General features: G+C 58.1%; 19 protein-coding genes and 1 tRNA gene. 7 read left to right on the forward strand and 13 right to left on the reverse strand.

Annotated features, from left to right (window positions below; translation table 11 throughout):
* Positions 1 to 10 precede the first annotated feature (10 nt).
* The 6 genes from AB3X39_RS12975 to AB3X39_RS13000 form a co-directional block, all read right to left on the reverse strand.
* Positions 11 to 1,156 carry a Re/Si-specific NAD(P)(+) transhydrogenase subunit alpha gene (locus tag AB3X39_RS12975; RefSeq protein ID WP_369417799.1) on the reverse strand — a complete coding sequence of 382 codons (1,146 nt, stop codon included), beginning with the start codon at positions 1,154 to 1,156 and terminating at the stop codon, positions 11 to 13.
* A gap of 201 nt (positions 1,157 to 1,357) precedes the next feature.
* Complete coding sequence (locus tag AB3X39_RS12980; protein ID WP_369417800.1) at positions 1,358 to 1,840, reverse strand: CAP domain-containing protein; 483 nt, start codon at positions 1,838 to 1,840, stop codon at positions 1,358 to 1,360.
* A gap of 480 nt (positions 1,841 to 2,320) precedes the next feature.
* Positions 2,321 to 3,586: a TolC family protein gene (locus AB3X39_RS12985; protein ID WP_369417801.1), complete on the reverse strand. Its 1,266-nt coding sequence runs from the start codon at positions 3,584 to 3,586 to the stop codon at positions 2,321 to 2,323.
* Positions 3,583 to 3,918 carry a DUF3240 family protein gene (locus AB3X39_RS12990; protein ID WP_369417802.1) on the reverse strand — a complete coding sequence of 112 codons (336 nt, stop codon included), beginning with the start codon at positions 3,916 to 3,918 and terminating at the stop codon, positions 3,583 to 3,585. Before AB3X39_RS12990 ends, AB3X39_RS12985 begins: the two co-directional genes overlap by 4 nt.
* Complete coding sequence (locus AB3X39_RS12995) at positions 3,915 to 7,034, reverse strand: efflux RND transporter permease subunit (RefSeq protein ID WP_369417803.1); 3,120 nt, start codon at positions 7,032 to 7,034, stop codon at positions 3,915 to 3,917. Before AB3X39_RS12995 ends, AB3X39_RS12990 begins: the two co-directional genes overlap by 4 nt.
* A gap of 15 nt (positions 7,035 to 7,049) precedes the next feature.
* Positions 7,050 to 8,165 carry an efflux RND transporter periplasmic adaptor subunit gene (locus AB3X39_RS13000; RefSeq protein WP_369417804.1) on the reverse strand — a complete coding sequence of 372 codons (1,116 nt, stop codon included), beginning with the start codon at positions 8,163 to 8,165 and terminating at the stop codon, positions 7,050 to 7,052.
* A 210-nt stretch (positions 8,166 to 8,375) separates the two neighbouring features.
* Here AB3X39_RS13000 and AB3X39_RS13005 point away from each other — a divergent pair, with 210 nt between their 5' ends.
* Positions 8,376 to 9,029 (forward strand): response regulator transcription factor, encoded by a 654-nt coding sequence (locus tag AB3X39_RS13005; RefSeq protein ID WP_369417805.1) that lies wholly within the window; start codon positions 8,376 to 8,378, stop codon positions 9,027 to 9,029.
* A 31-nt stretch (positions 9,030 to 9,060) separates the two neighbouring features.
* Entirely contained in the window at positions 9,061 to 10,419 is a 1,359-nt protein-coding gene (locus AB3X39_RS13010; protein ID WP_369417806.1) for a sensor histidine kinase, read from the forward strand.
* A gap of 20 nt (positions 10,420 to 10,439) precedes the next feature.
* On the opposite strand, the gene AB3X39_RS13015 is transcribed toward AB3X39_RS13010, so the two are convergent.
* The 4 genes from AB3X39_RS13015 to AB3X39_RS13030 are packed head-to-tail and all read right to left on the reverse strand — an operon-like array spanning position 10,440 to position 14,370.
* A complete protein-coding gene (locus AB3X39_RS13015) occupies positions 10,440 to 11,522 on the reverse strand; it encodes a sulfate/molybdate ABC transporter ATP-binding protein (protein WP_369417807.1) in 1,083 nt (360 codons plus the stop codon).
* A gap of 19 nt (positions 11,523 to 11,541) precedes the next feature.
* Complete coding sequence (cysW, locus tag AB3X39_RS13020; protein WP_369417820.1) at positions 11,542 to 12,444, reverse strand: sulfate ABC transporter permease subunit CysW; 903 nt, start codon at positions 12,442 to 12,444, stop codon at positions 11,542 to 11,544.
* Between the two features lie 42 nt (positions 12,445 to 12,486).
* Positions 12,487 to 13,320: a sulfate ABC transporter permease subunit CysT gene (gene cysT / locus AB3X39_RS13025; RefSeq protein WP_369417808.1), complete on the reverse strand. Its 834-nt coding sequence runs from the start codon at positions 13,318 to 13,320 to the stop codon at positions 12,487 to 12,489.
* 30 nt (positions 13,321 to 13,350) lie between these two features.
* On the reverse strand, positions 13,351 to 14,370 hold the full coding sequence (locus AB3X39_RS13030; protein WP_369417809.1) for a sulfate ABC transporter substrate-binding protein: 1,020 nt from the start codon (positions 14,368 to 14,370) through the stop codon (positions 13,351 to 13,353).
* Between the two features lie 143 nt (positions 14,371 to 14,513).
* Here AB3X39_RS13030 and rquA point away from each other — a divergent pair, with 143 nt between their 5' ends.
* Positions 14,514 to 15,218, forward strand: coding sequence for a rhodoquinone biosynthesis methyltransferase RquA (gene rquA, locus AB3X39_RS13035; protein ID WP_369417810.1), 705 nt, complete (start codon positions 14,514 to 14,516; stop codon positions 15,216 to 15,218).
* Positions 15,219 to 15,257: 39 nt separating this feature from the next.
* Positions 15,258 to 15,334: transfer RNA gene (locus AB3X39_RS13040), tRNA-Arg, on the forward strand.
* A gap of 1 nt (position 15,335) precedes the next feature.
* Here the strand turns inward: AB3X39_RS13040 and AB3X39_RS13045 are convergent.
* The 3 genes from AB3X39_RS13045 to pyrE form a co-directional block, all read right to left on the reverse strand.
* The gene (locus tag AB3X39_RS13045) at positions 15,336 to 16,190 is read right to left on the reverse strand and encodes a MetQ/NlpA family ABC transporter substrate-binding protein (RefSeq protein WP_369417811.1); all 855 of its coding nucleotides are present in this window, start codon (positions 16,188 to 16,190) and stop codon (positions 15,336 to 15,338) included.
* A 133-nt stretch (positions 16,191 to 16,323) separates the two neighbouring features.
* Positions 16,324 to 16,806 (reverse strand): hypothetical protein, encoded by a 483-nt coding sequence (locus AB3X39_RS13050; RefSeq protein WP_473964901.1) that lies wholly within the window; start codon positions 16,804 to 16,806, stop codon positions 16,324 to 16,326.
* Between the two features lie 203 nt (positions 16,807 to 17,009).
* Positions 17,010 to 17,702: an orotate phosphoribosyltransferase gene (gene pyrE / locus AB3X39_RS13055; protein WP_369417813.1), complete on the reverse strand. Its 693-nt coding sequence runs from the start codon at positions 17,700 to 17,702 to the stop codon at positions 17,010 to 17,012.
* A 16-nt stretch (positions 17,703 to 17,718) separates the two neighbouring features.
* Between pyrE and AB3X39_RS13060 the strand changes: the two genes are divergently transcribed.
* From AB3X39_RS13060 to AB3X39_RS13070, 3 genes are all read left to right on the forward strand, one after another.
* Positions 17,719 to 18,501: an exodeoxyribonuclease III gene (locus tag AB3X39_RS13060; protein ID WP_369417814.1), complete on the forward strand. Its 783-nt coding sequence runs from the start codon at positions 17,719 to 17,721 to the stop codon at positions 18,499 to 18,501.
* Positions 18,498 to 19,241: a hypothetical protein gene (locus AB3X39_RS13065; RefSeq protein WP_369417815.1), complete on the forward strand. Its 744-nt coding sequence runs from the start codon at positions 18,498 to 18,500 to the stop codon at positions 19,239 to 19,241. The genes AB3X39_RS13060 and AB3X39_RS13065 overlap by 4 nt, the downstream gene beginning before the upstream one ends.
* 114 nt (positions 19,242 to 19,355) lie before the next feature.
* Positions 19,356 to 19,616 carry a hypothetical protein gene (locus AB3X39_RS13070; protein WP_369417816.1) on the forward strand — a complete coding sequence of 87 codons (261 nt, stop codon included), beginning with the start codon at positions 19,356 to 19,358 and terminating at the stop codon, positions 19,614 to 19,616.
* Positions 19,617 to 19,752 lie beyond the last annotated feature (136 nt).

Consider the following 19,752-nt stretch of genomic DNA (forward strand, 5'->3'; position numbering starts at 1 on the left):
TGGATCCTCTTCAGGCCGCTTTCTTGACGGTGCCGCCTTGAGTCATCAGGCAGGCGGCGACGATATCGTCGTCCATGTTGACAGTCAGGGTGCCTTCCTTGGTCAAGACCAACTTCAGGAAGTCGAGCACGTTACGGGCATAAAGCGCGCTGGCGTCCGCAGCCACCAAGGCAGGCAGATTGGTTTCGCCCACGATGGTCACGCCATGACGCACCACCGTCGCCCCAGCCTCGGTCAGGGGGCAATTGCCGCCCGTCATACCACCGTTCATGTCCGGCCCGCGACCCGCAGCCAAGTCGATGATCACCGAGCCCGGCTTCATCGAAGCGACCATTTCAGCCGTCACCAAGGTCGGTGCCGGCCGACCGGGAATCAACGCAGTCGAGACCACGATGTCGGCTTGGGCAACACGCTTGGCCACTTCGACCTTTTGACGCGCCAACCAGCTCGGTGGCATCGGACGGGCGTAACCGCCCACACCGACGGCCGCGTCTTTTTCTTCTTGGGTCTCGTAGGGCACGTCAATGAACTTAGCGCCCAGCGATTCGACTTGCTCCTTCACCGAAGGACGCACGTCAGAAGCCTCAATCACAGCCCCCAAACGCTTGGCGGTCGCGATAGCCTGCAAACCCGCCACACCCACGCCAAGAATCACCACCCGCGCCGCTTTGACGGTGCCGGCTGCGGTCATGAGCATCGGGAAAAACTTTTGATAGCGATCCGCCGCCAAGATGATGGCTTTGTAGCCGGCGATATTCGCTTGGCTAGAGAGCACATCCATGCTTTGCGCACGGGTGGTCCGAGGGGCTGCTTCAAGCGCAAAACCCGTCAAGCCAGCTGCTGCGATACGTTCCAGACCTTCCCGATCAAACGGGTTAAGCATCCCCACCACGGTGGAGCCCGGCTTCATCAGCGTCAACTCAGCCTCAGACGGCGCGCGAACACGCAGCACCAAATCACAGCTCGCCGCACCAGCGGCATCCGTGATTTCAGCGCCGACAGCGGCATAAGCCGCATCAGGCGCACTGGCAGTCACACCCGCACCGGATTCGATGCGGATCGTGTGACCCTGAGCTTGAAGTTTTTTGGCTGTCTCGGGCGTGACAGCCACACGCGTTTCACCTGCGGCGGTTTCACGCGGCACACCAATGTGCATGGTTATCTCCTCTGTTATGGCGCTGCGAACCTATGGGAACAAACACACAGGCTGCGCGGCCCGTGCGAGGCGGCATTGTCGCTGATAACCCCCGGCCAAATCCTGACAGCACGGTGAAAACCGATGTGAATGAACCAGCCCCGGGACGACACTCCGGTCATTTCCGAGGCCCCAGGTTCGGTTAATCGAACCGATTCACCCTCAGCGAGGAACACCCATGACAAGAACCCAATAAGTTCCGTAATGGGCATGATTTGATTTCACGCAAGCCAAGCCCATTTCCCGCATATTCGGATTCATCAGATTCGCACAATGTCCATCGCTGTGAACCCAGTCAGCCACGACCTCACGGATAGAGGGTTGACCGCCAGCAATGTTCTCGGCCCATTTTGACCAGTCATAACCGCTGTTTCTGGCACGAATACCCCCACTTGTGCCGTCCACACCCGTATGCGAGAAATAGTCATAACTGGCCATCGATCGAGCATGAGCCGCAGAAGCTGATTCCAGCTTGGTATTCCAAGTCAGATCACCCGCAGGAGAAAAGGCACCTTTACTGCCACAACGTGCCCCGCTGTGTCGAATGCGATTGATCTCCCGCATCAGCATGTCGCGCTGTGCTGCGCCAGAAGCACCGCACTCTGCGGCAGAGGTCATCTGCATCGGAACCCGTTGTTGACGCATGCTGCGCTGTGCTTCGCCACCATGGGCCACAGCCCCCTCAAAAGCTCGGTTTTGGGAGGCTCCGGACTCTTTGGAACTTGTGGCACAACCACTCAGTGCCGACACCAAGCCAGCCACGAGACATACCAACCATGCACTGGAACGGACCAGTGGAACTTGACAAACTGATGGCTGACTCATGGCACAGACTCCGCAGCAAATTCGACCAAGGGGCGAATGAATTGTTGCCGCAGCGTAGTCTTTATGCTTGGTCCATAGATGAAGGCGTGATGAGCATCACGGTAGTTTTTACTACAAAACCTAGGAAATCATGCCAAACAGTCATTTGTATTTTTTAAGCCATAGTCCATCTGTTGCAACCATATCCAAACCATGCAACGACAAGCGTCAGACGTTATATTTTCACGGAAATAAGTGAATGTAAGTCGAGCCTAGATACTCGACTTACATATATCCACACATTCGTTATTCGGGATCGAATCAAAGGGGCGCGGCCAGTCCGGGTTGTTGATCCAGCACCCAGAGCCAATGACGGAACAAGGCCTCCGCCCGAGCTTGCTGCGCGGCCAAGCGCTGCTCAAGCGCCAAGCGCTGCGCCACCACCACGTCGGTCAAAGCCGCTTGACCCAGTTGCCATGCGCGCTCAGTGGTGCGGGCATGAGCGTCGAAACGCGTGGCGGCATCGGTCAACTGGTGCCAGACGATCACACTGTTGGCGGCTTCAATGGCCCGAGCGGCACGATCCGCGACGATCCGTTGACGCTCCATCTCCACGCGTGCCGCCACATTGGCTGCACGATGGGTTGCCGCCTCGGCGCTGCTATCGCGCGCCGAGCCATCCAAGGGCATGCTAAAAACCACACCGATAAATTTTTCATCAGGCCCTTTGGCCGTGCCGATCCGCATCCCCACCGTTGGATCAGCGCGCCGCTGCGCGCCCTCGAATCGAGCCGCTCCAGCCGCAGCAAGCGCCTCTGCTTGCACCAATTGCAACTCAGGTGCGTCCTCGGGGGAGGCGACCATGCCGACAGTGGCCACCAAAGCAGGCGGCTCGCTGTGCAACAACGACATCAAGTCTGTGTCCGACCATCCCGGCAGAAGAACGGTCAACCGCGCCCGCGCCGCCTTGGCCCGAGCCTGTGCTTGGGTGGATTGAGCCTCGACTTGGACTTGGGCGGCCTCGGCCAAGTCACGCTCAGCCCGCGAGACATCCCCCAACTCATGACGCCGCCCCACCGCTTGGGCTTGTTTGCGTGACAGGCTCAGCTGCTCCCCCCACAACTGCGCCGCACCCTCTTCACGCAACCACACCGACAAAGCATCGAGCCAATCACGCAACGCGGTCCGGGCGACCATGCGAATCTGAGCCTGCACCCAGCGCTCACGCTCGTCGAACCACTGCTGTTGAACCTGTTCCTTGTTGCCCAAGCGCCAAGGCCGCTGCAAAGTCAGCTCGGTCTCGGTCGGCGCGTGATTCGGATCATCGGCAAAGCTGCGATACCCAACACCCCCTGAAATCGACCAAGCCACGGGCGATTTTTTCTCGACTTGGGCGGCAGCCTGCTCAGCAGGCAACAACGCCAACGCAGCCCGGACCGATGGACTGGCAAGCAAGCGCTCACGCAACACAGACTCGGGTGGCAATCCGGTCAAAACACCCTCGGCAGCGGCAGCCCCGCCGACCAGCATCAAAGCGAGCCAACAGGCGCTAGCACCGAACCAACCTCGCCCACTCTTTGGCTTCATACCTGCTGCCCTTCCACCCGAAATGCACCCATGCGCTCCACCGGCGTCAACCAATAGCCCCCATCGGCACCTCGAAACAGGCGCTCCATCTCGTCGGTGATGCTCTGTGCCAAAGTGCGTTCGACGATCAATTGGATCTGCACCCGCGCGGCCGAACCCTGCACTTCTTCTTCACCCGGGGCCAAACGCACCCAAGGGCCGCGCGCTGACACCACATGCTGACTGAATTCAACCTGCAAGGCCGGATGGCCCAACAGCCAATCCACCACCGCATCCTGCATGGCCAAAGGCAGCACCAGATTGAGACACACCGATGTCGCTGTCGCACTCATGCCAGATCTCCCTGCGCTGAGCGCGCCGGCTCAACCCCAAAACGACGAAATAGCACCGGCAACAACAGCAGGGTCAACAAGGTTGAGGAGACCAAACCACCGATCACCACGATGGCCAACGGCCGCTGAATCTCCGAACCCGGCCCGGTGGCAAAGAGCAGCGGCACCAAGCCCCCCGCCGTGATGGAAGCGGTCATGAGCACCGGACGCAGCCGGCGCCGCGCGCCCTCCACCACCACCTGCGCCAAAGGCATGCCGCGCGCCAACAACTCGTTGAAATAACTCACCAACACCACACCGTTGAGCACCGCAATCCCCAGCAGCGCGATAAACCCCACCGACGCCGGCACCGAGAGATATTCCTGCGCTAAGGCCAGTGCCAACACCCCACCGACCAAAGCCAACGGAATATTCACCAACACCAGAACGGCTTGGCGCACCGAACCAAAGGTGGAGAAAAGGATGAAGAAAATCAGGGCGATCGCGATCGGCACGACCAAACTCAGCCGAGCCGCAGCGCGTTGTTGGTTCTCAAACTGCCCACCCCACTGGATCTGATAGCCCTGCGGCAGGGGCACCTTGGCCGCCACCAACGCCTTGATTTCCTCGACAAAACCGACCAAGTCGCGGCCGCGCACGTTGGTTTGGACCACGCGGTAACGCTGTGCCAATTCGCGGTCCACCTTGACAGGACCATCAAGCCGCTGCAATTGCGCCACTTGGGACAAAGGCACCACCACCCCGGCCATGTTGGTGATGCGCACCGCCGCCAAATCATCCGCCGAAGCGCGCAGCGCGTCGCTGCCGCGCACCACCAGCGGAATGCGTCGCCCGCCTTCTTGCACCACACCGACCTGCTGGCCTTCGACCCAACGGCGCAGATCGGCTTGCACCTCATCGCCCGCCAAACCAAGCCGCCCCGCAGCTAAACGATCCACCTTGATGTTGAGGTACTGCACCCCACCGTTTTGCAGCGTGAAGGTGTCGGTGGCGCCGTTGACTGTCTTGACGGCCGCTTCAATGGCCAGCGCCAGCCGGTTCAACTCGTCCAGATCAGAGCCCACGATCTTGATGGCCACATCGCCACGCACCCCGGTGAGCATTTCAGACACCCGCATGTCGATCGGCTGGGTGAAGCTGGCTTCAATGCCGGGAAAGCCCTCCATGACCTTGCGCAGCTCCTCGGTCAGCCACTCCTTGTCGGGTTGACGCCACTGTTCACGCGGTTTGAGCACCAAAAAGGTATCGGTTTGATTCAACCCCATGGGGTCCAAACCCAGCTCGTCCGAACCACTGCGCGCCACCACAGACTGCACTTCAGGCACCTTGGCCATCACGGCTTGCTGGACGCGCAAATCCGTCGCCACCGTCGTATCCAAGCCAATGGAGGGCAGCTTTTCGAGCTGCATGATCAAGTCGCCTTCATCCAGCGTCGGCATAAAGGTCTTGCCCACGAACATGAACACCACCACAGCCACCGCCAACGCGCCCAACGCCATCAGCGTCATGGCGCGCGGATAAGCCAGCGCTTGGGTCAGAAGCTTGTCATAGATGCGCGCGCACTGGCGCATCAGCCACGGCTCATGCGCAGGCAGGCGCTGCAACATCCAAGACGCCAAGACGGGCACCACCGTGAGGGACAACACCAATGAAACCGTCAACGCATAAACGATGGTGAGGGCCACCGGGGCAAAGAGCTTGCCCTCCAAGCCTTCCAAGCTCAGCAAGGGCAAAAAGACGATCACGATGATGGCGATGCCCGAAGCCACCGGTGACGCCACCGAGCGACAGGCACGCAACACCAGATGCAAGGTGGGGATGCGTGAGCCCGAGGCCGCCGCCGTGGACAACTCGGTTTCGATGTTCTCCACCATCACCACCGCGCCATCGACCAGCATGCCAATGGCGATCGCCAGCCCCCCCAGACTCATCAGATTGGCCGAAAGCCCAAACTGCCCCATGAGTAAAAAGGTGCCCAGCGCCGCCAAAGGCAGCATGACCGCCACCACCACCGCCGCCCGCACATTGCCCAAGAACGCCAAGAGCAGCACGACCACCAAAATCACCGCTTCACCCAAGGCTTTGACCACCGTGTGAACCGCACGATTGACCAGCTCAGAGCGGTCATAAAACGGTTTGATCGTCATGCCCTTGGGCAAGGTTGGCTGCAACTCCGCCAAACGGACCTTGACCCGCGCCACCACCTCACGGGCATTGGCGCCCTTGAGGCCCAGCACAAGGCCTTCAACCGCTTCGCCTTGGCCGTTCATGGTCACCGCGCCGTAGCGCGTCATCTCGCCAGCGCGCACTTCAGCGACATCCCCAACCCGCACCACCGACCCAGCTGCAGGACCGGCGGCACTGCCGCCCACATCGCTGCGCAACACCGTCTGACGGATGTCTTCCATGCCGTGCAAGGCGCCTTCGACACGCACGATCAAGGCTTCTTCACCTTGTGACAGCCGCCCCGCACCATCGTTGCGATTGTTGAAGGCCAAGGCTTTTTCAAGCTGATCGAGCGACACCCCACGCGCTGCCAAGGCGGCAGGATCGGGCACCACTTCAAAGGAACGGACCCGTCCGCCCAAGCTGTTGACATCGGCAACACCTGGCAGCGGGCGCAGCGCGGGGCGAATCACCCAGTCGAGCACCGCACGGCGCTGCTCCAGCGGCTGCGGCCCCTCGACCGTGAACATGAACATTTCACCCAAGGGCGTCGTCACTGGGGCCAAGCCGCCAGTCGTGCCCGCAGGCAAATCACGCAGCACATTGGCAAAACGCTCACTCACTTGCTGACGAGCCCAGTACACATCGGTGCCGTCGTCAAAGTCGAGCGTGATATCGGCCAAGGCGTACTTTGAAGTGGTGCGCAGCATTTTTTGCTTGGGGATACCCAGCAACTCCTGCTCCACGGGCACCGTGATACGGGCCTCGACTTCTTCGGGCGTCATGCCCGGAGCCTTCAAGATCAACTTGACCTGCGGCACCGAGACATCGGGAAACGCGTCGATCGGCAGACCCAAGTAAGCCAACAGACCCGCAGCGGCAAAAACCACCGTCAACACACCCACGAAGAGGCGCTGACGCAGCGCAAAAGCGATCAAACCATGCAACATCGGGGAACCCCAGGCTCAGGATTTGACCGCAGAGGCCGCAGTCGGCGTCGGCACCGCAGCAGCGCCATCGCCTTCGATCGCTTTCAGCGCCGCCGTACCGGTGGCCGCCACATGATCTCCTGACGTCAGTCCGCTGACGCTCACCGAGCCATCCGCACCCGAGCGACCCATCACGCGCACGGGACGGCGTTCAAATTGACCCGCTTTGCGCTGCACATACACCGCAGCACCGCGCGCATCTTCCAGCACCGCACCGGCAGGCACTTGAACCACACCCGCTTCATGACGCTGCACTTCGAGCTCAATGGCCTGACCCGCACGCAGTTGGCGCAAGCCCGCACCGCGCAAATCAGCGCGCACCACCGTGGTCTGACTGCCCCCTTGAACGGCGGGTGCAAACGAGGTGATCGTGCCCTCAACCGCCACCCCGATGCCGCGCACCTTGTCGCCCAAACGGAGCTGAGCCGCCTGTGACACCGGCACCGACAACTCGGCCCACAACGATCCCGACGAAGCCAAACGGATCAACGGCGTCACAGCATCGACACGCTGCCCCGGGGTCACCGTCACTTCCAACACTTGGCCCGCCATCGGAGCCGTGAGCACCAGTTCACCGCCGATACCCTCAGGCTTGGCCCCCGCAGCGGTCAAGCTTTGTCCCCGCTCTTCCACCAGCACACGCTGCTGCTGAACTTGAGCACGACTGGCTTCGAGACGCGAGAGCGCGATCAAGCCTTCGCTGTAGAGCTGCTCATCACGCGCCATGGTGCGTTGCATCAAATCCAGTTGGGCCTTGAGTTGCTGCCAATCGCGCTGCCACTCGGCCACTTGCTGACTGCGCAAACGCACCAAGGGCATGCCCAGACGCACCATCTGACCCTGCACCACCCATAAGGCATCCACGCCACCAGGCACCGGTGCTGAAATCACCCGCTGCTGCGCGAGGGGGATCTGGATTTGGGCTGGATAACGCGCCACACCCGCCTGCGTGGCGGAGCGAACTTCGACCGTGGTCACACCCAACTGACGCAGTTGCGCGGCATCTGCTTTCAAGCCCTGCGCCATCGCAGCTTGAGCCCCCAAAACCAAGGCACCCAACCCAACCCCGCGCAACCATTCACGTGAACTCATCGCTTGTTCCAACCAGCCATCGCATCGCATCCGCATCACCCCCACCTTGGCAAGACCGCCAAGGATATCCGTCCAGCATTTCCTACTGAGATGAACCTTAAGTTAAAAGTTCTTACAGTCGGCTGAACAAAAGCCAACAGACTCGATCTCACCCGCAAAAACACGGCGGCACAAGCGAAAATCGCCCACCGAACTTTGAGACCCCAACCCATGCGACTGCTACTGCTGGAAGACGATTCGATTCTGGGTGAAGGCCTGCGCGACTACTTGCGCAGCGAAGGCCACGTGGTGGAATGGTTCACCCACCTTGCCGACGTGCAAGGCATGAATGGCGAGCCTTTTGATGCCCTGCTGGTCGATTGGTCGCTGCCCGATGGCACGGGGATCGACTGGATCCGGTCGCTACGCCGCACGGATCAGTCCGTACCCGTCATCATGCTGACCGCCCGCGATCGCTTGGCCGATCGGATCCAAGGCCTAGACAGTGGTGCCGATGATTACCTGGTCAAACCCTTCGCCCCGGAAGAACTCTCGGCGCGACTGCGTGCCTTGGCCCGCCGTAACGCGGCCGCAGTTTTGGAGCGACGTCGTTTCGGTCAAGTGGAAGTCAGCACCACCGCCCGCCAAGCTTGGCTGGATGATCGTCCGGTTGATCTCACCGCCCGTGAATGGGCCGTGCTGGAAGCCTTGGTGCTGCGTGCCGGTCGTATCGTGACCAAGGCCGATCTGAGCCAACTGATCCACGGTTTCGACGGTGATGTGACCAGCAATGTGCTTGAAGTGCACATTTCTGCCTTACGTCGCAAGCTCACCAAGGATTTGATCGAAACCGTGCGTGGTTTGGGCTACCGCGTGCCGACCTGAACGCCACCCCCCACAGCACACGCCCAGCACCATGACCGCCCTGCCATCGATTCGCTCTCGCTTGGCCCGGTCGGTCTTGGTGGTAACCCTGATCTGGTGCATCGCCGTGGCGTTGGTTGTGAGTGTCGTGGTGCAGTCCGCCGTGGATCGTTTGCTGGATGGTGCCTTACAGGAGTCGGCTGAAATTCTGTTTGGCCTCATGGAGCGCCATGTCGATCACACCAACCCGAGCGATGAGATCTTGCCCGCGCCGCCCCACGAAGAGGGGCTGATTTGGCAGTTGGTCGATACCCAAGGACAAATGCGCATGCGCTCGCATCGCGCGCCCCCTGAACCGCTGGGTGCTGCCAAATCCGATGGCTTTTCCAATGAATCAGCCCGCGCGCCTTGGCGGGTTTACTCCATGCGGCTCGATAGCCGTCAGCTGATTTTGCATGTCGCCCAAAGTCGTGAGCAGCGCCAAGCCGCCCGTCTTAACGCCATGGCCATGGCTTCGGGCACCGCTTTGTTGATCGGTCTCTTGGCCGCTTGGTGGCTGCGCCGTCGCGTCACCGATGAAACGCAGCATGTGGTCGAGCTGTCCCAAACCCTGCGGCGCTACGAATGGGGGCAACCGAACACCTTATCTTCGGCGCAGCTGCCGACCGTCACCCGCGAAGAATTGCTACCGATCCGCGAAGCCGTCATGGAGCTCACCACCCGGCTGGCGCAGCGCTTGGCCAACGAACGCGCCTTCAGCGCCCATGCCGCTCACGCCCTGCGCACGCCCTTGGCGGGCATCGATGCCCAACTGGCGGTGGCCCTGAAAGAAAGTTTGCCGGAAAGCAAACCCCGTCTGATCAAGGCCCGCCAAGCCACCGAGCGCTTGCGTCGGGTGGTGACAGCGCTCTTGAGCATGTTTAGAGCGGGCACCGACCCCCATCCTCAAGCCGTCGATCTGGCCAGCATGCTGCAGCAGATTCCAGTCGATGGCCTCGATGTGACGCTGCACAGCAGCGGCTCAGTGCATGCTGACCCAGACTTGCTGGCTGCTGCGCTGCTCAACATCCTTGACAACGCTGTACGCTACGGCGCCACCCACATGGATGTCTTTCTCGTGTGCCCGGGAGGTGACAGCAATGTGGAGGAATGTTGCTGTGCAGATGACAGCAAGATCCTTAAATTCACCGACAACGGCCCAGGGGTATCGGCAGAACGGCTCCAGCACCTGCTTGGGGTGCTCGACCGCCAAGACTACTCGCTCATCGGGCTGGGCCTGACGCTCACCGACTTGGTGGCCAGGGCCCACGGGGGCCGAGCCCGGGTCGAATCAACGCCCGGCGCCGGATTCACGGTGCTTATCCAGCTCAAGGACGCACCATCATCCAGGCAGCCCGTCGATCAAGCATGACCGAAGACGATCCATGCCCCTCAGATCGCAGCGGCAGGGTCTTCAAGAAACTCCGAACAGGCTTCAGCCGCACCAAAACGGGTGACCCGACGCGGACGCAAGTGGGTTTGACTGCCAGGGCGCAAGCCCAGACGCTCACGCAACGCCAGCCAAGCATCGCGTGACAGCTCGACATCGACCAAGCTTTCGTCGTCACGCCGACGGAACTCCAGCCGCGTGTTCGGGCCGACCGTCAGCACATGGGCCAAGGTCACATCCCACGTATCAGGTCCTGCTTGGGGCACCACATCCAACTCGTGCGGTCGCACGTAACTCACAGCGGATGGGTCCGTGGTGCCCGCACTCAGGCCTGGAGCATGGTCGCGCCGACCGTGGAACAGGTTCACATCGCCCAAAAACTGCAAGACAAACGGCGTGGCCGGGCGGTCGTAGACCTCGTCGGGGCTGCCTTGCTGCTCAATGCGACCTTGGTTCATGACCACAATGCGATCCGCCACTTCCATGGCTTCTTCTTGGTCGTGGGTGACGAACACGCTGGTGACGTGCATCTCGTCGTGCAGGCGGCGCAACCAGCGGCGCAGTTCTTTGCGCACCTTGGCGTCCAAAGCCCCAAAGGGCTCGTCGAGCAACAACACCTTGGGTTCGACCGCCAACGCCCGGGCCAAAGCGATGCGCTGGCGCTGACCACCGGAGAGCTGGTGCGGGTAGCGGTCGGCGATCCAGTCAAGCTGCACCAGTTTGAGCAAATCGTTGACCTTGGTCCGAATCTGCGCTTCGCTGGGGCGGGTGTCCTTGGGGCGCACACGCAGGCCAAAGGCGACGTTCTCGAAGATCGTCATGTGACCGAACAAGGCGTAGTGCTGAAACACGAAGCCCACGTTGCGCTCGCGCACATCGGCAAAGGTGGCGTCCTCGCCGTGAAACAGCACGCTGCCCGAGTCCGGGCGCTCAAGCCCCGCGATCATGCGCAGCAAGGTGGTCTTGCCCGAGCCCGAAGGCCCCAGCAAAGCGACCAATTCACCCGCCGGCAAATCAAGATTGAGGTTGTCGCAGACCGCTAGAGCGCCGAAGCGCTTGACGAGGTTACGAATTTGGATGCTCATGATGGGATCTTTCCGCAAATCAAGCTGGATCGGACGATGCGCTGCGCATCTGGGCCTTGACGCGTTGTTCCACCGCGTACTTCAGCACCAAGGTCACCAAGGCCAACACCGCCAGCAGCGAAGCCACCGCAAAGGCGGCGGCAAATTGGTATTCGTTGTAGAGGATCTCGATGTGCAGCGGCAGGGTGTTGGTCTCACCCCGGATATGGCCTGACACCACGCTCACGGCCCCGAATTCACCCATGGCGCGGGCGTTGCACAGGATCACGCCATAAAGCAGGGCCCACCGGATGTTGGGCAGCGTGACCCGGCTGAAGATCTGCCAGCCACTGGCACCCAGCACCCGCGCGGCTTCTTCCTGTTCCAAGCCCTGCACTTGCATGAGCGGAATCAGCTCACGTGCCACAAAGGGGAAGGTCACGAACACGGTGGCCAAGACGATGCCAGGGACGGCAAAAATCACCTTCAGATCGTGGTCCCGCAGCGATTCACCCAACCAGCCTTGCAGACCAAAGACCAGCACATAAATCAGCCCCGAGATCACCGGGCTGACCGAGAACGGCAAGTCGATCAAGGTGAGCAGGACACTTTTGCCTCGGAACTCAAACTTGGCAATCGTCCAAGCGGCCGCAACCCCGAACACCAGATTGAGCGGCACAGCGATCAGCGCCGCGATCAAGGTCAGCTTGAGGGCGGACAAGGCATCCGGATCGGAAATCGCCGCCCAATAAACACCAAGCCCTTTCTTGAAGGCTTCGATGAACACCGTGGCCAAAGGTACGAACAGAAACAGACCCATGAACAGCAAGGCCACTGCGATCAGGCTGCGACGCACCCAGACCGGCTCGGCCGTGGCGTTGACCCGATGGGGCGGGGCGACCCCTTGAACGGCGGAAGGGGGCAAATCCGGATAAGCATCCATCGGGGGCAGGTTCATGACCGCAGATGACATGGCAGCAGCCTCTTACATACCTTGGCGCTTACGCGCCCAGGCTTGCAACGTATTGATAAAGAGCAGCAACGTAAACGCCGTGATCAACATCACCACCGCAATCGCCGTCGCACCGGCCACGTCGTACTGCTCCAGCTTGGTGATGATCAAAAGCGGCGTGATCTCGCTGACCATGGGCATGTTGCCGGCGATAAAAATCACCGAACCGTACTCACCCAGCGCGCGTGCAAACGCCAAGGCAAAGCCGGTCAGCAAGGCCGGTGTGAGCACCGGAAAGATCACATGGCGAAAGGTTTGCCAGCGGGTCGCGCCTAACGTGGCTGCGGCCTCTTCCAGCTCACGGTTCACATCTTCCAAGACCGGCTGCAAGGTGCGCACCACAAAAGGAAAGCCAATGAACACCAAAGCCACGAACACCCCCACCGGGGTAAAGCTGACCTTGAACGGCAACCACTGACCGATCCAACCGTTCTGGGCGTAAATCGCGGTCAGGGCAATGCCCGCTACCGCTGTGGGCAACGCAAATGGCAAATCGACCAAGGCATCCACCAACCGACGCCCCACAAAGCGATAGCGCACCAGCACCCAGGTCACGATCAGCCCAAAAAAGGCATTGATCAGGGCGGCCACCAAGGACGCCCCAAAAGTGAGCCGATAAGAAGCCATCACCCGGGGTGAGCTGACCGCATCCCAGAACTGCGCCCATGTCAGGGTGAACGTCTTGAGAAAAGCCGCCGACAGCGGCAGCAAGACAATCAGACTCACATAGAGCAGCGTGAACCCGAGGGCCAGATCAAAGCCCGGCAAAACGGTGTGGCGCTTGAGCAGCGTTCGGGTGAAAAACATCGCAACCCCTCTTCAAAACACGCAAGCAGCTCAGCGCGCCTTGGCCGCAGCGATCACTTGGTCATAGAGACCGCCATCGTCGAAGTGATCCTTCTGAGCCTTCTTCCAGCCACCAAAGAGTTCGTCCACCGTGAACGTGATCAGCTTCGGGAACTCGGCGGCGTGTTTGGCCAGCACCTTGTCGTTGCGCGGCCGCAGATGATGCTTGGCCGCAATCTCTTGGCCCGCATCGGACCAGAGGTAATTCAAATAGGCCTCAGCTTGTTTGCGTGTGCCCTTGCGATCCACCACCTTATCGACCACGCTCACGGGGTTCTCAGCCAGCACAGTGCTCTTGGGGTAGATGACCTCAAAGTCCCGACCAAATTCACCCAGAATCAAGTCCACTTCGCTCTCAAAAGTCACCAGCGCATCACCGATACCGCGTTGCGCAAAGGTCGTCGTTGCAGCGCGTCCACCGCCGTCAAAAACCGGCACGTTGGCAAAAATCTTGGTCACCAGATCCCGCGCTTGGGCCGCATGGCCGCCGCTCTTGAGCACACTGCCCCACACCGCCAGATAGGTATAGCGCCCGTTGCCCGAAGTCTTCGGATTCGGAATCACCACCGAAACCCCGCTGCGGGCCAAATCCGCCCAATCCTTCAGCCCTTTAGGGTTGCCCTTGCGCACCAAAATCACCGACACCGAAGTGGTGGGTGCGCTGTTGTTGGGCAAGCGCTTGGCCCAGTCTTGCGGGATCAACTTGCCGCGCTCGGCCAAGATATCGATGTCGTTGGCCTGATTCATGGTGATGACATCGGCGTCCAAGCCATCCACCACACTGCGCGCTTGCTTGCTGGAGCCACCGTGTGATTGGTTGAGCGTGAGGCTCTCACCTGTTTGGGCTTTCCAGTGTTGCGCAAAAGCGGCGTTGTAGTCCTTGTAAAACTCACGCGTCACGTCGTAGCTGACATTGAGCAAGGTCGTCCCAGCGTGGGATACACCCATAAGCACCAGCGCACCCAAGGCCAAGACACACCGACGAAGAGAAGAAAAACCAATCTGAGACATCACGCACGCACTCAACAGGGCAATGGCGGCATCCTAAGAAGCTCCTTCATAAAAAGGAACGATTCTTTCTTTCTCTTCTTATATTCAAAACGAATAAGACCTATCGCAAGGCAAGTCCAAGACTCGCGTTTTAAGCTCAGCACATGGGTATCCGTCTCAACACCTCCAGCCCCCCGGCTGCCATCCCGTCGTACTTGACCACCGTCTACAACTGGGCCTACGTTCATCCACGCGCTATCAGGGTTTTTGAGCGCCCTTGGCTCATCAATCTGATTTTGTGGGGCCAATTTGGCCATCTGAGAGACACCGCCCTGAACTGGCTTGGGCCCAATTTAAAGGGCCAAACACTACAAATGGCGTGTGTTTATGGTGACTTAACACCAAAACTCACAAAAATCCTTGCCGAAGATGGTGCACTCAAAGTGGTCGATGTGGTGCCAGGACAGTTGGACAATCTGCGCCGCAAGCTGGACCCCTCCAATCGCGTGGAATTGATTCAAGCAGACTGCACAGCCATGCCCATGGCCAGTGGCAGCATGGATCAGATCTTGTTGTTTTTCCTGCTGCATGAACAACCCGAAGAAGTGCGCCGAGCCACGCTTGCTGAGGCTTTACGGGTCCTTCAGCCGGGTGGTCGCATCGTGTTGGTGGATTACCACCGGCCCCGAGCTTTCCATCCGCTTTACGGCCCCATGGCATTGATCCTGCGTCAATTGGAGCCGTTTGCCTTGGACTTGTGGCGTCACCCCCTGACGCACTGGCTACCCACGGATGTTTCGGTCCAGGTGGTACGACACGAAACTTGGTTTGGTGGGCTCTATCAACTCTGCGAACTTCGCCGAGATTGACGCAATGCGAGCGACAAGTGCGACAATCGCGCTCCTTGTCTGCCCGTAGCTCAACTGGATAGAGCAGCTGCCTTCTAAGCAGCAGGTCGGGGGTTCGAGTCCCTCCGGGCAGGCCAATCAGGGTTTGACAAAACCGGAAAAGTAACGCTCAGCGGTCGCTTGAAAATCACGCGACCGATATGCGTCACTCAGATCCTTGACCCAAGGTTTATCCTTATCCTCGGTCCGAACCACCAAGACGGTTTGCTGAACCGACGGCGTTTTATCCAGTGCAAGAGCGTCGCTGAGTTTCAGCCCTGCCGACCAACCCGAACCACCGTCAATCACGGCAAAGTCGGAGCTATCTAGCGCTTTCACCAACGCAGCACCATCTGCTGGCACCCAGCGAATTTTTTTCGGGTTCGAAGCAATATCACGTTCAGTCGCACGCATGGCATCCGCGCCATCACGCAGGCGCAACCAACCCAGTTGTGACAACCAATGCAAAGCCCGTGACTGGTGAATCACATCCGTCGGCAAAGCCACGGAAGCCCCCTCACGAATATCGGTCAAACCCTTGTTCTTGCGGCTATAGATACCCAGTGGGGCGGTGGGCAGTTTAATGATTTCAGATAACTTCAACTTGCCATCACTCAAAGCACGGCTCAGTTGAGCCTCATTCTGAAAAGCATTGGCATCCAAAGTACCTTGAGCCAGGGCGGCATTGGGCTGGGTGGATTCGACCACCTTCACCTTGTAACCCCGCTTTTCCAAGACAGGACGAATCCCCATGCTGATCTGATCACCATATGCATTGCTGGTGACACCGATCACCAATTCCTTTTTGGATGCGCTGCGCTGGCTCGCAGAGCGAGCTTGGACAGACTGATCATCCATGATCGCATCGACAAACGCTTGCTCTTGAGCTCGGGCCCCGGCACACACACTCAACACCAAAGCAACAAAAACCACAGATCGACGGAAGTACTGCATGGATTCCCTTTCGTGACACCAATCGCACAAGTCCGACCACGAACTCGGCGCACCCATGTACTGGAATCGATAGCCCTTGCTAAAGCCTTTCAGCCGTTACAACGGTATGCCATGCATTTCACGTTCTGACAATCTATTGCGGATAACCCGTATTTGAAGCGGGCACAGCAAAAGGAATCGAGCCGGGTTGAGCACCCGCCCAAAGTTTACGTAGCCGAGCCAGTTCGTCATCATAGATCGCATCAATGCGACTGACCTCGGCTCGATGGTTCTGTACCAAGGTGCGTTGCGCTTCGGAAGCCGATTGGTTGTATTCGAATCGCCCCGTCAATTTGGCGGGCAGTTCACGCCCTTTGTAAAATTCGGCCTCATCCTGAAGCGTTTTACGTTCACGTTCCAACTCTGCCAAACGAGCTTCGCTCGATTTCAAGGCCTTGCGCATCGTATCGAGCGCCCCCTCACGTGCTTTTTGATGCGCGCGTTCATTCGGATATCGATTCAGCAAATTTCGATCATGCCGAATCGCATCCTTGCGAGCCGTCTCCAAGGCTTGCCGCCGCCGCTGAGCCTCATCGGCGATGGACTTTTCTTCAACGGTCTGGGTGGGCCCCACCACTTGACGGATCGACCCATCGCTGTTGAGCACCCGTTGTTCTCGATCGGTGCATTCGGCAATAGGTCGATCTGAAGTCAGTCGGCGACCCTTGTTATCCGTACACGTAAAAATGCTGCCTTGGGCGACCGCCGCGATGGGCAGCGTCCACACACAGACGAACCGCAAGATCGGTCGAAACATTTCAACGTGTAATGATGAACCCTTCACCCATGCACTCCATAACGTTGACGGTACGCCTCCACCAGGGGTAGGTAGGCGGCTAGAGCTGGATCGCTCTGCTGAGCGAGATACTGCAACAAATCAGTCAACGTCGCGATAGCGACAACTTGTAAACCCAGCTCTTGTTGCACAGATTGCACAGCTGATTGCACAGATTCAACCCCTGCGACGCAAGCCGTTTCTTGGCGATCAAGGGCAATGGACACGGCACATGGCTGCGCACCTGCGGCTTGAATCAGGGCGATCGATTCACGCACAGAGGTTCCGGCCGAGATCACATCATCAATAATCAGCACCCGCCCACGCATCGGAGCCCCAACCAAAGTCCCCCCCTCACCGTGGTCCTTGGCTTCCTTACGGTTGTAGGCGTAAGGAACATTCACGCCCAAACGTGCCAACTCAACAGCCACAGCGGAAGCAAGCGTAATGCCCTTATAGGCCGGCCCAAAGATCATGTCGAAGGCCATGCCTGACGCCATCAAGCGGCGTGCATAAAATCCGGCCAAGCGCCCGAGCTTGGCGCCATCATCAAACAGCCCCGCATTGAAAAAATAGGGTGACATCCGCCCTGCCTTGGTCTTGAATTCACCAAAGCGCAAGACACCCGACTCAACAGCAAAAGTCACAAAATCCAGCGCCAAGCTATCGCGATGAGTTGGCAAATTATCGACAGTCATTTCAGGAAACCAGCAAGTGCGTTTGATCAGTTTAAACCTCAATGGCATTCGATCAGCCACCACCAAAGGCCTAGCAGCATGGATCGAATCCACTCGACCCGATTGTATGGGTGTCCAAGAGATTAGAGCCCAGCCAAGTGACATATCGAATCGATTTGACACGCTCGGAGGGATGAAAGGCTACTTTCACTGTGCGCAGAAAAAAGGCTACGCAGGCGTTGGCATCTACTCTATCCATGAACCCAGCGAACTTTGCACAGGGATGAATGATGCTGAATTCGACGCTGAAGGTCGCTGGTTAGAAGCACGCTTCGATACCCCCTTTAGAAAATTTTCGATTGTGAGCGCATACTTTCCAAGTGGGTCTTCCAGTGAAGATCGACAGCAAGCCAAATTCCATTTTCTGAATGTGATTTTGCCGATATTGAATCGCATGAAATCAGAACGAGAATTTATTCTGATGGGCGATCTTAATATTGCTCACAAAAATATTGACATTAAAAACTGGAAAGGCAATATAAAAAATAGTGGTTTTTTACCAGAAGAACGTGCTTGGATGGATCATATTTTTGAGGATCTCGGCTTTGTAGATGTTTACAGATCTTTATACCCAACGCAGGAGCAATACACGTGGTGGAGCCAACGAGGTCAAGCCAGAAAAAACAACGTCGGCTGGCGCATTGATTATCAAATAGCCACGAGAAATATCAGCTCAAGTGCGCTGGCAAGTCACGTATATACCCATGAAAAATTCAGCGATCACGCACCATTGATTGTCGATTACGATTTCACAATATGATCATGATCAAAAAAATTCTGCATTCACGCATTCTTAAAGCAATCATCGCATCGGTTGCAATTATCGTTGCGACCTTGGCGATTGCAATGATTTTTGGGGGACATAATCCTGATTCAAAAATCTCCAGAACAAGCATGCCATGGGAGATTGAGCCTGTTGCTGGCGGAGGATCTCGCATCTTTGGGCTTACCTTGGGGCAATCAACCTTGGGCGATGCTATCGATCAGCTGGGAGAGTCATTACAGGTTGCGATTATCACCCCATTGAATACAACGGCGGAATCCCCAGAGAACGGGTCCCCACCCAGTGCCCTAGAGGCTTATATGGACCCCATGCGAACTCAATTTCTAAGTGGTCGCCTTATTATCAGCATCCAAGTTAGTCCAGAAGATTTGAGAACATGGCGAGAACGAAGTGTTCAGCATCACAAATCGGACACAGGAGCTCATCTAGATACGCTCTCTCGTGATGATTTGCTTAATGCCCGTCGAGCAATGATCACGGGACTGACTTATATACCAGGAGCAAAAATTGATGAGTCCATCATTCAAGCTCGTTTTGGTAACGATGGCTCCAAGCACCAAATCAACCCAGATCTCACTGAGTGGTATTTTCCATCAAAAGGCTTGGCTATTTCACTGAACTCAAAAGGTCGTGATCTATTGCAGTATGTTGCTCCAAAGGACTTCGATGTGCGCCTAGGAGCGCAATCGCTGCCGCTCAAGCAGCCATCTCGATAAAGACACCCTACTACCCCACTACTCACCCCCCAAAGGTGGGTAGAAAAAAGGTTTTTCAGCGCATTGAATACGGAGGGTCAAGACACAAGACACACAACTTTGGGAGCGCAGAACATGGGCCAAGCATCTCCACGCCTCAGCTTTCCAACAGAAGCACTCAGCATGCGGGCAACGACAACATCAGTCTATGCTGAAACGCAGCATTCCCAAGGCAGTGACAGAGTGACAACACTGCCGCAAGAACAGCATGCATCCATCTTGGCGACAGATATTGATGACGAATGGATCAGAGGCCTAGAAATCACAGAGCATGATCTACCGCAGGTATTTATCGACACCCTCTTTTGCTCAGAATTCACAGAAACACGAAGGTGATCCACACCGTTCAACAAACCCGTTCTTCCAAAAGCACAAAGCCTAAAGCCCTCACGAGGAGGGCTTTGGGTGTTTCTTCTTAGAAGAGGGGTGCCTGACGATGACCTACTTTCACATGCGAATGCACACTATCATC

It is taken from the genome of Leptothrix ochracea (genome assembly GCF_041083635.1).
In the GTDB taxonomy this organism is placed as follows: Bacteria; Pseudomonadota; Gammaproteobacteria; order Burkholderiales; family Burkholderiaceae_C; genus Sphaerotilus; species Sphaerotilus ochraceus.

What these genes read in the sequence shown, in the direction of transcription:
- AB3X39_RS12990 (WP_369417802.1), bottom strand. Translation starts at nt 3,918, where the DNA reads ATGAGTGCGACAGCGACATCGGTGTGTCTCAATCTGGTGCTGCCTTTG.
- AB3X39_RS13005 (WP_369417805.1), top strand. Translation starts at nt 8,376, where the DNA reads ATGCGACTGCTACTGCTGGAAGACGATTCGATTCTGGGTGAAGGCCTG.
- AB3X39_RS13070 (WP_369417816.1), top strand. Translation starts at nt 19,356, where the DNA reads ATGGGCCAAGCATCTCCACGCCTCAGCTTTCCAACAGAAGCACTCAGC.
- AB3X39_RS13015 (WP_369417807.1), bottom strand. Translation starts at nt 11,522, where the DNA reads ATGAGCATCCAAATTCGTAACCTCGTCAAGCGCTTCGGCGCTCTAGCG.
- AB3X39_RS13030 (WP_369417809.1), bottom strand. Translation starts at nt 14,370, where the DNA reads ATGTCTCAGATTGGTTTTTCTTCTCTTCGTCGGTGTGTCTTGGCCTTG.
- pyrE (WP_369417813.1), bottom strand. Translation starts at nt 17,702, where the DNA reads ATGACTGTCGATAATTTGCCAACTCATCGCGATAGCTTGGCGCTGGAT.
- AB3X39_RS13065 (WP_369417815.1), top strand. Translation starts at nt 18,498, where the DNA reads ATGATCATGATCAAAAAAATTCTGCATTCACGCATTCTTAAAGCAATC.
- AB3X39_RS12995 (WP_369417803.1), bottom strand. Translation starts at nt 7,034, where the DNA reads ATGTTGCATGGTTTGATCGCTTTTGCGCTGCGTCAGCGCCTCTTCGTG.
- AB3X39_RS13000 (WP_369417804.1), bottom strand. Translation starts at nt 8,165, where the DNA reads ATGAGTTCACGTGAATGGTTGCGCGGGGTTGGGTTGGGTGCCTTGGTT.
- AB3X39_RS13045 (WP_369417811.1), bottom strand. Translation starts at nt 16,190, where the DNA reads ATGCAGTACTTCCGTCGATCTGTGGTTTTTGTTGCTTTGGTGTTGAGT.
- cysW (WP_369417820.1), bottom strand. Translation starts at nt 12,444, where the DNA reads ATGGATGCTTATCCGGATTTGCCCCCTTCCGCCGTTCAAGGGGTCGCC.
- cysT (WP_369417808.1), bottom strand. Translation starts at nt 13,320, where the DNA reads ATGTTTTTCACCCGAACGCTGCTCAAGCGCCACACCGTTTTGCCGGGC.
- AB3X39_RS12975 (WP_369417799.1), bottom strand. Translation starts at nt 1,156, where the DNA reads ATGCACATTGGTGTGCCGCGTGAAACCGCCGCAGGTGAAACGCGTGTG.
- AB3X39_RS12980 (WP_369417800.1), bottom strand. Translation starts at nt 1,840, where the DNA reads ATGCGTCAACAACGGGTTCCGATGCAGATGACCTCTGCCGCAGAGTGC.
- AB3X39_RS12985 (WP_369417801.1), bottom strand. Translation starts at nt 3,586, where the DNA reads ATGAAGCCAAAGAGTGGGCGAGGTTGGTTCGGTGCTAGCGCCTGTTGG.
- rquA (WP_369417810.1), top strand. Translation starts at nt 14,514, where the DNA reads ATGGGTATCCGTCTCAACACCTCCAGCCCCCCGGCTGCCATCCCGTCG.
- AB3X39_RS13010 (WP_369417806.1), top strand. Translation starts at nt 9,061, where the DNA reads ATGACCGCCCTGCCATCGATTCGCTCTCGCTTGGCCCGGTCGGTCTTG.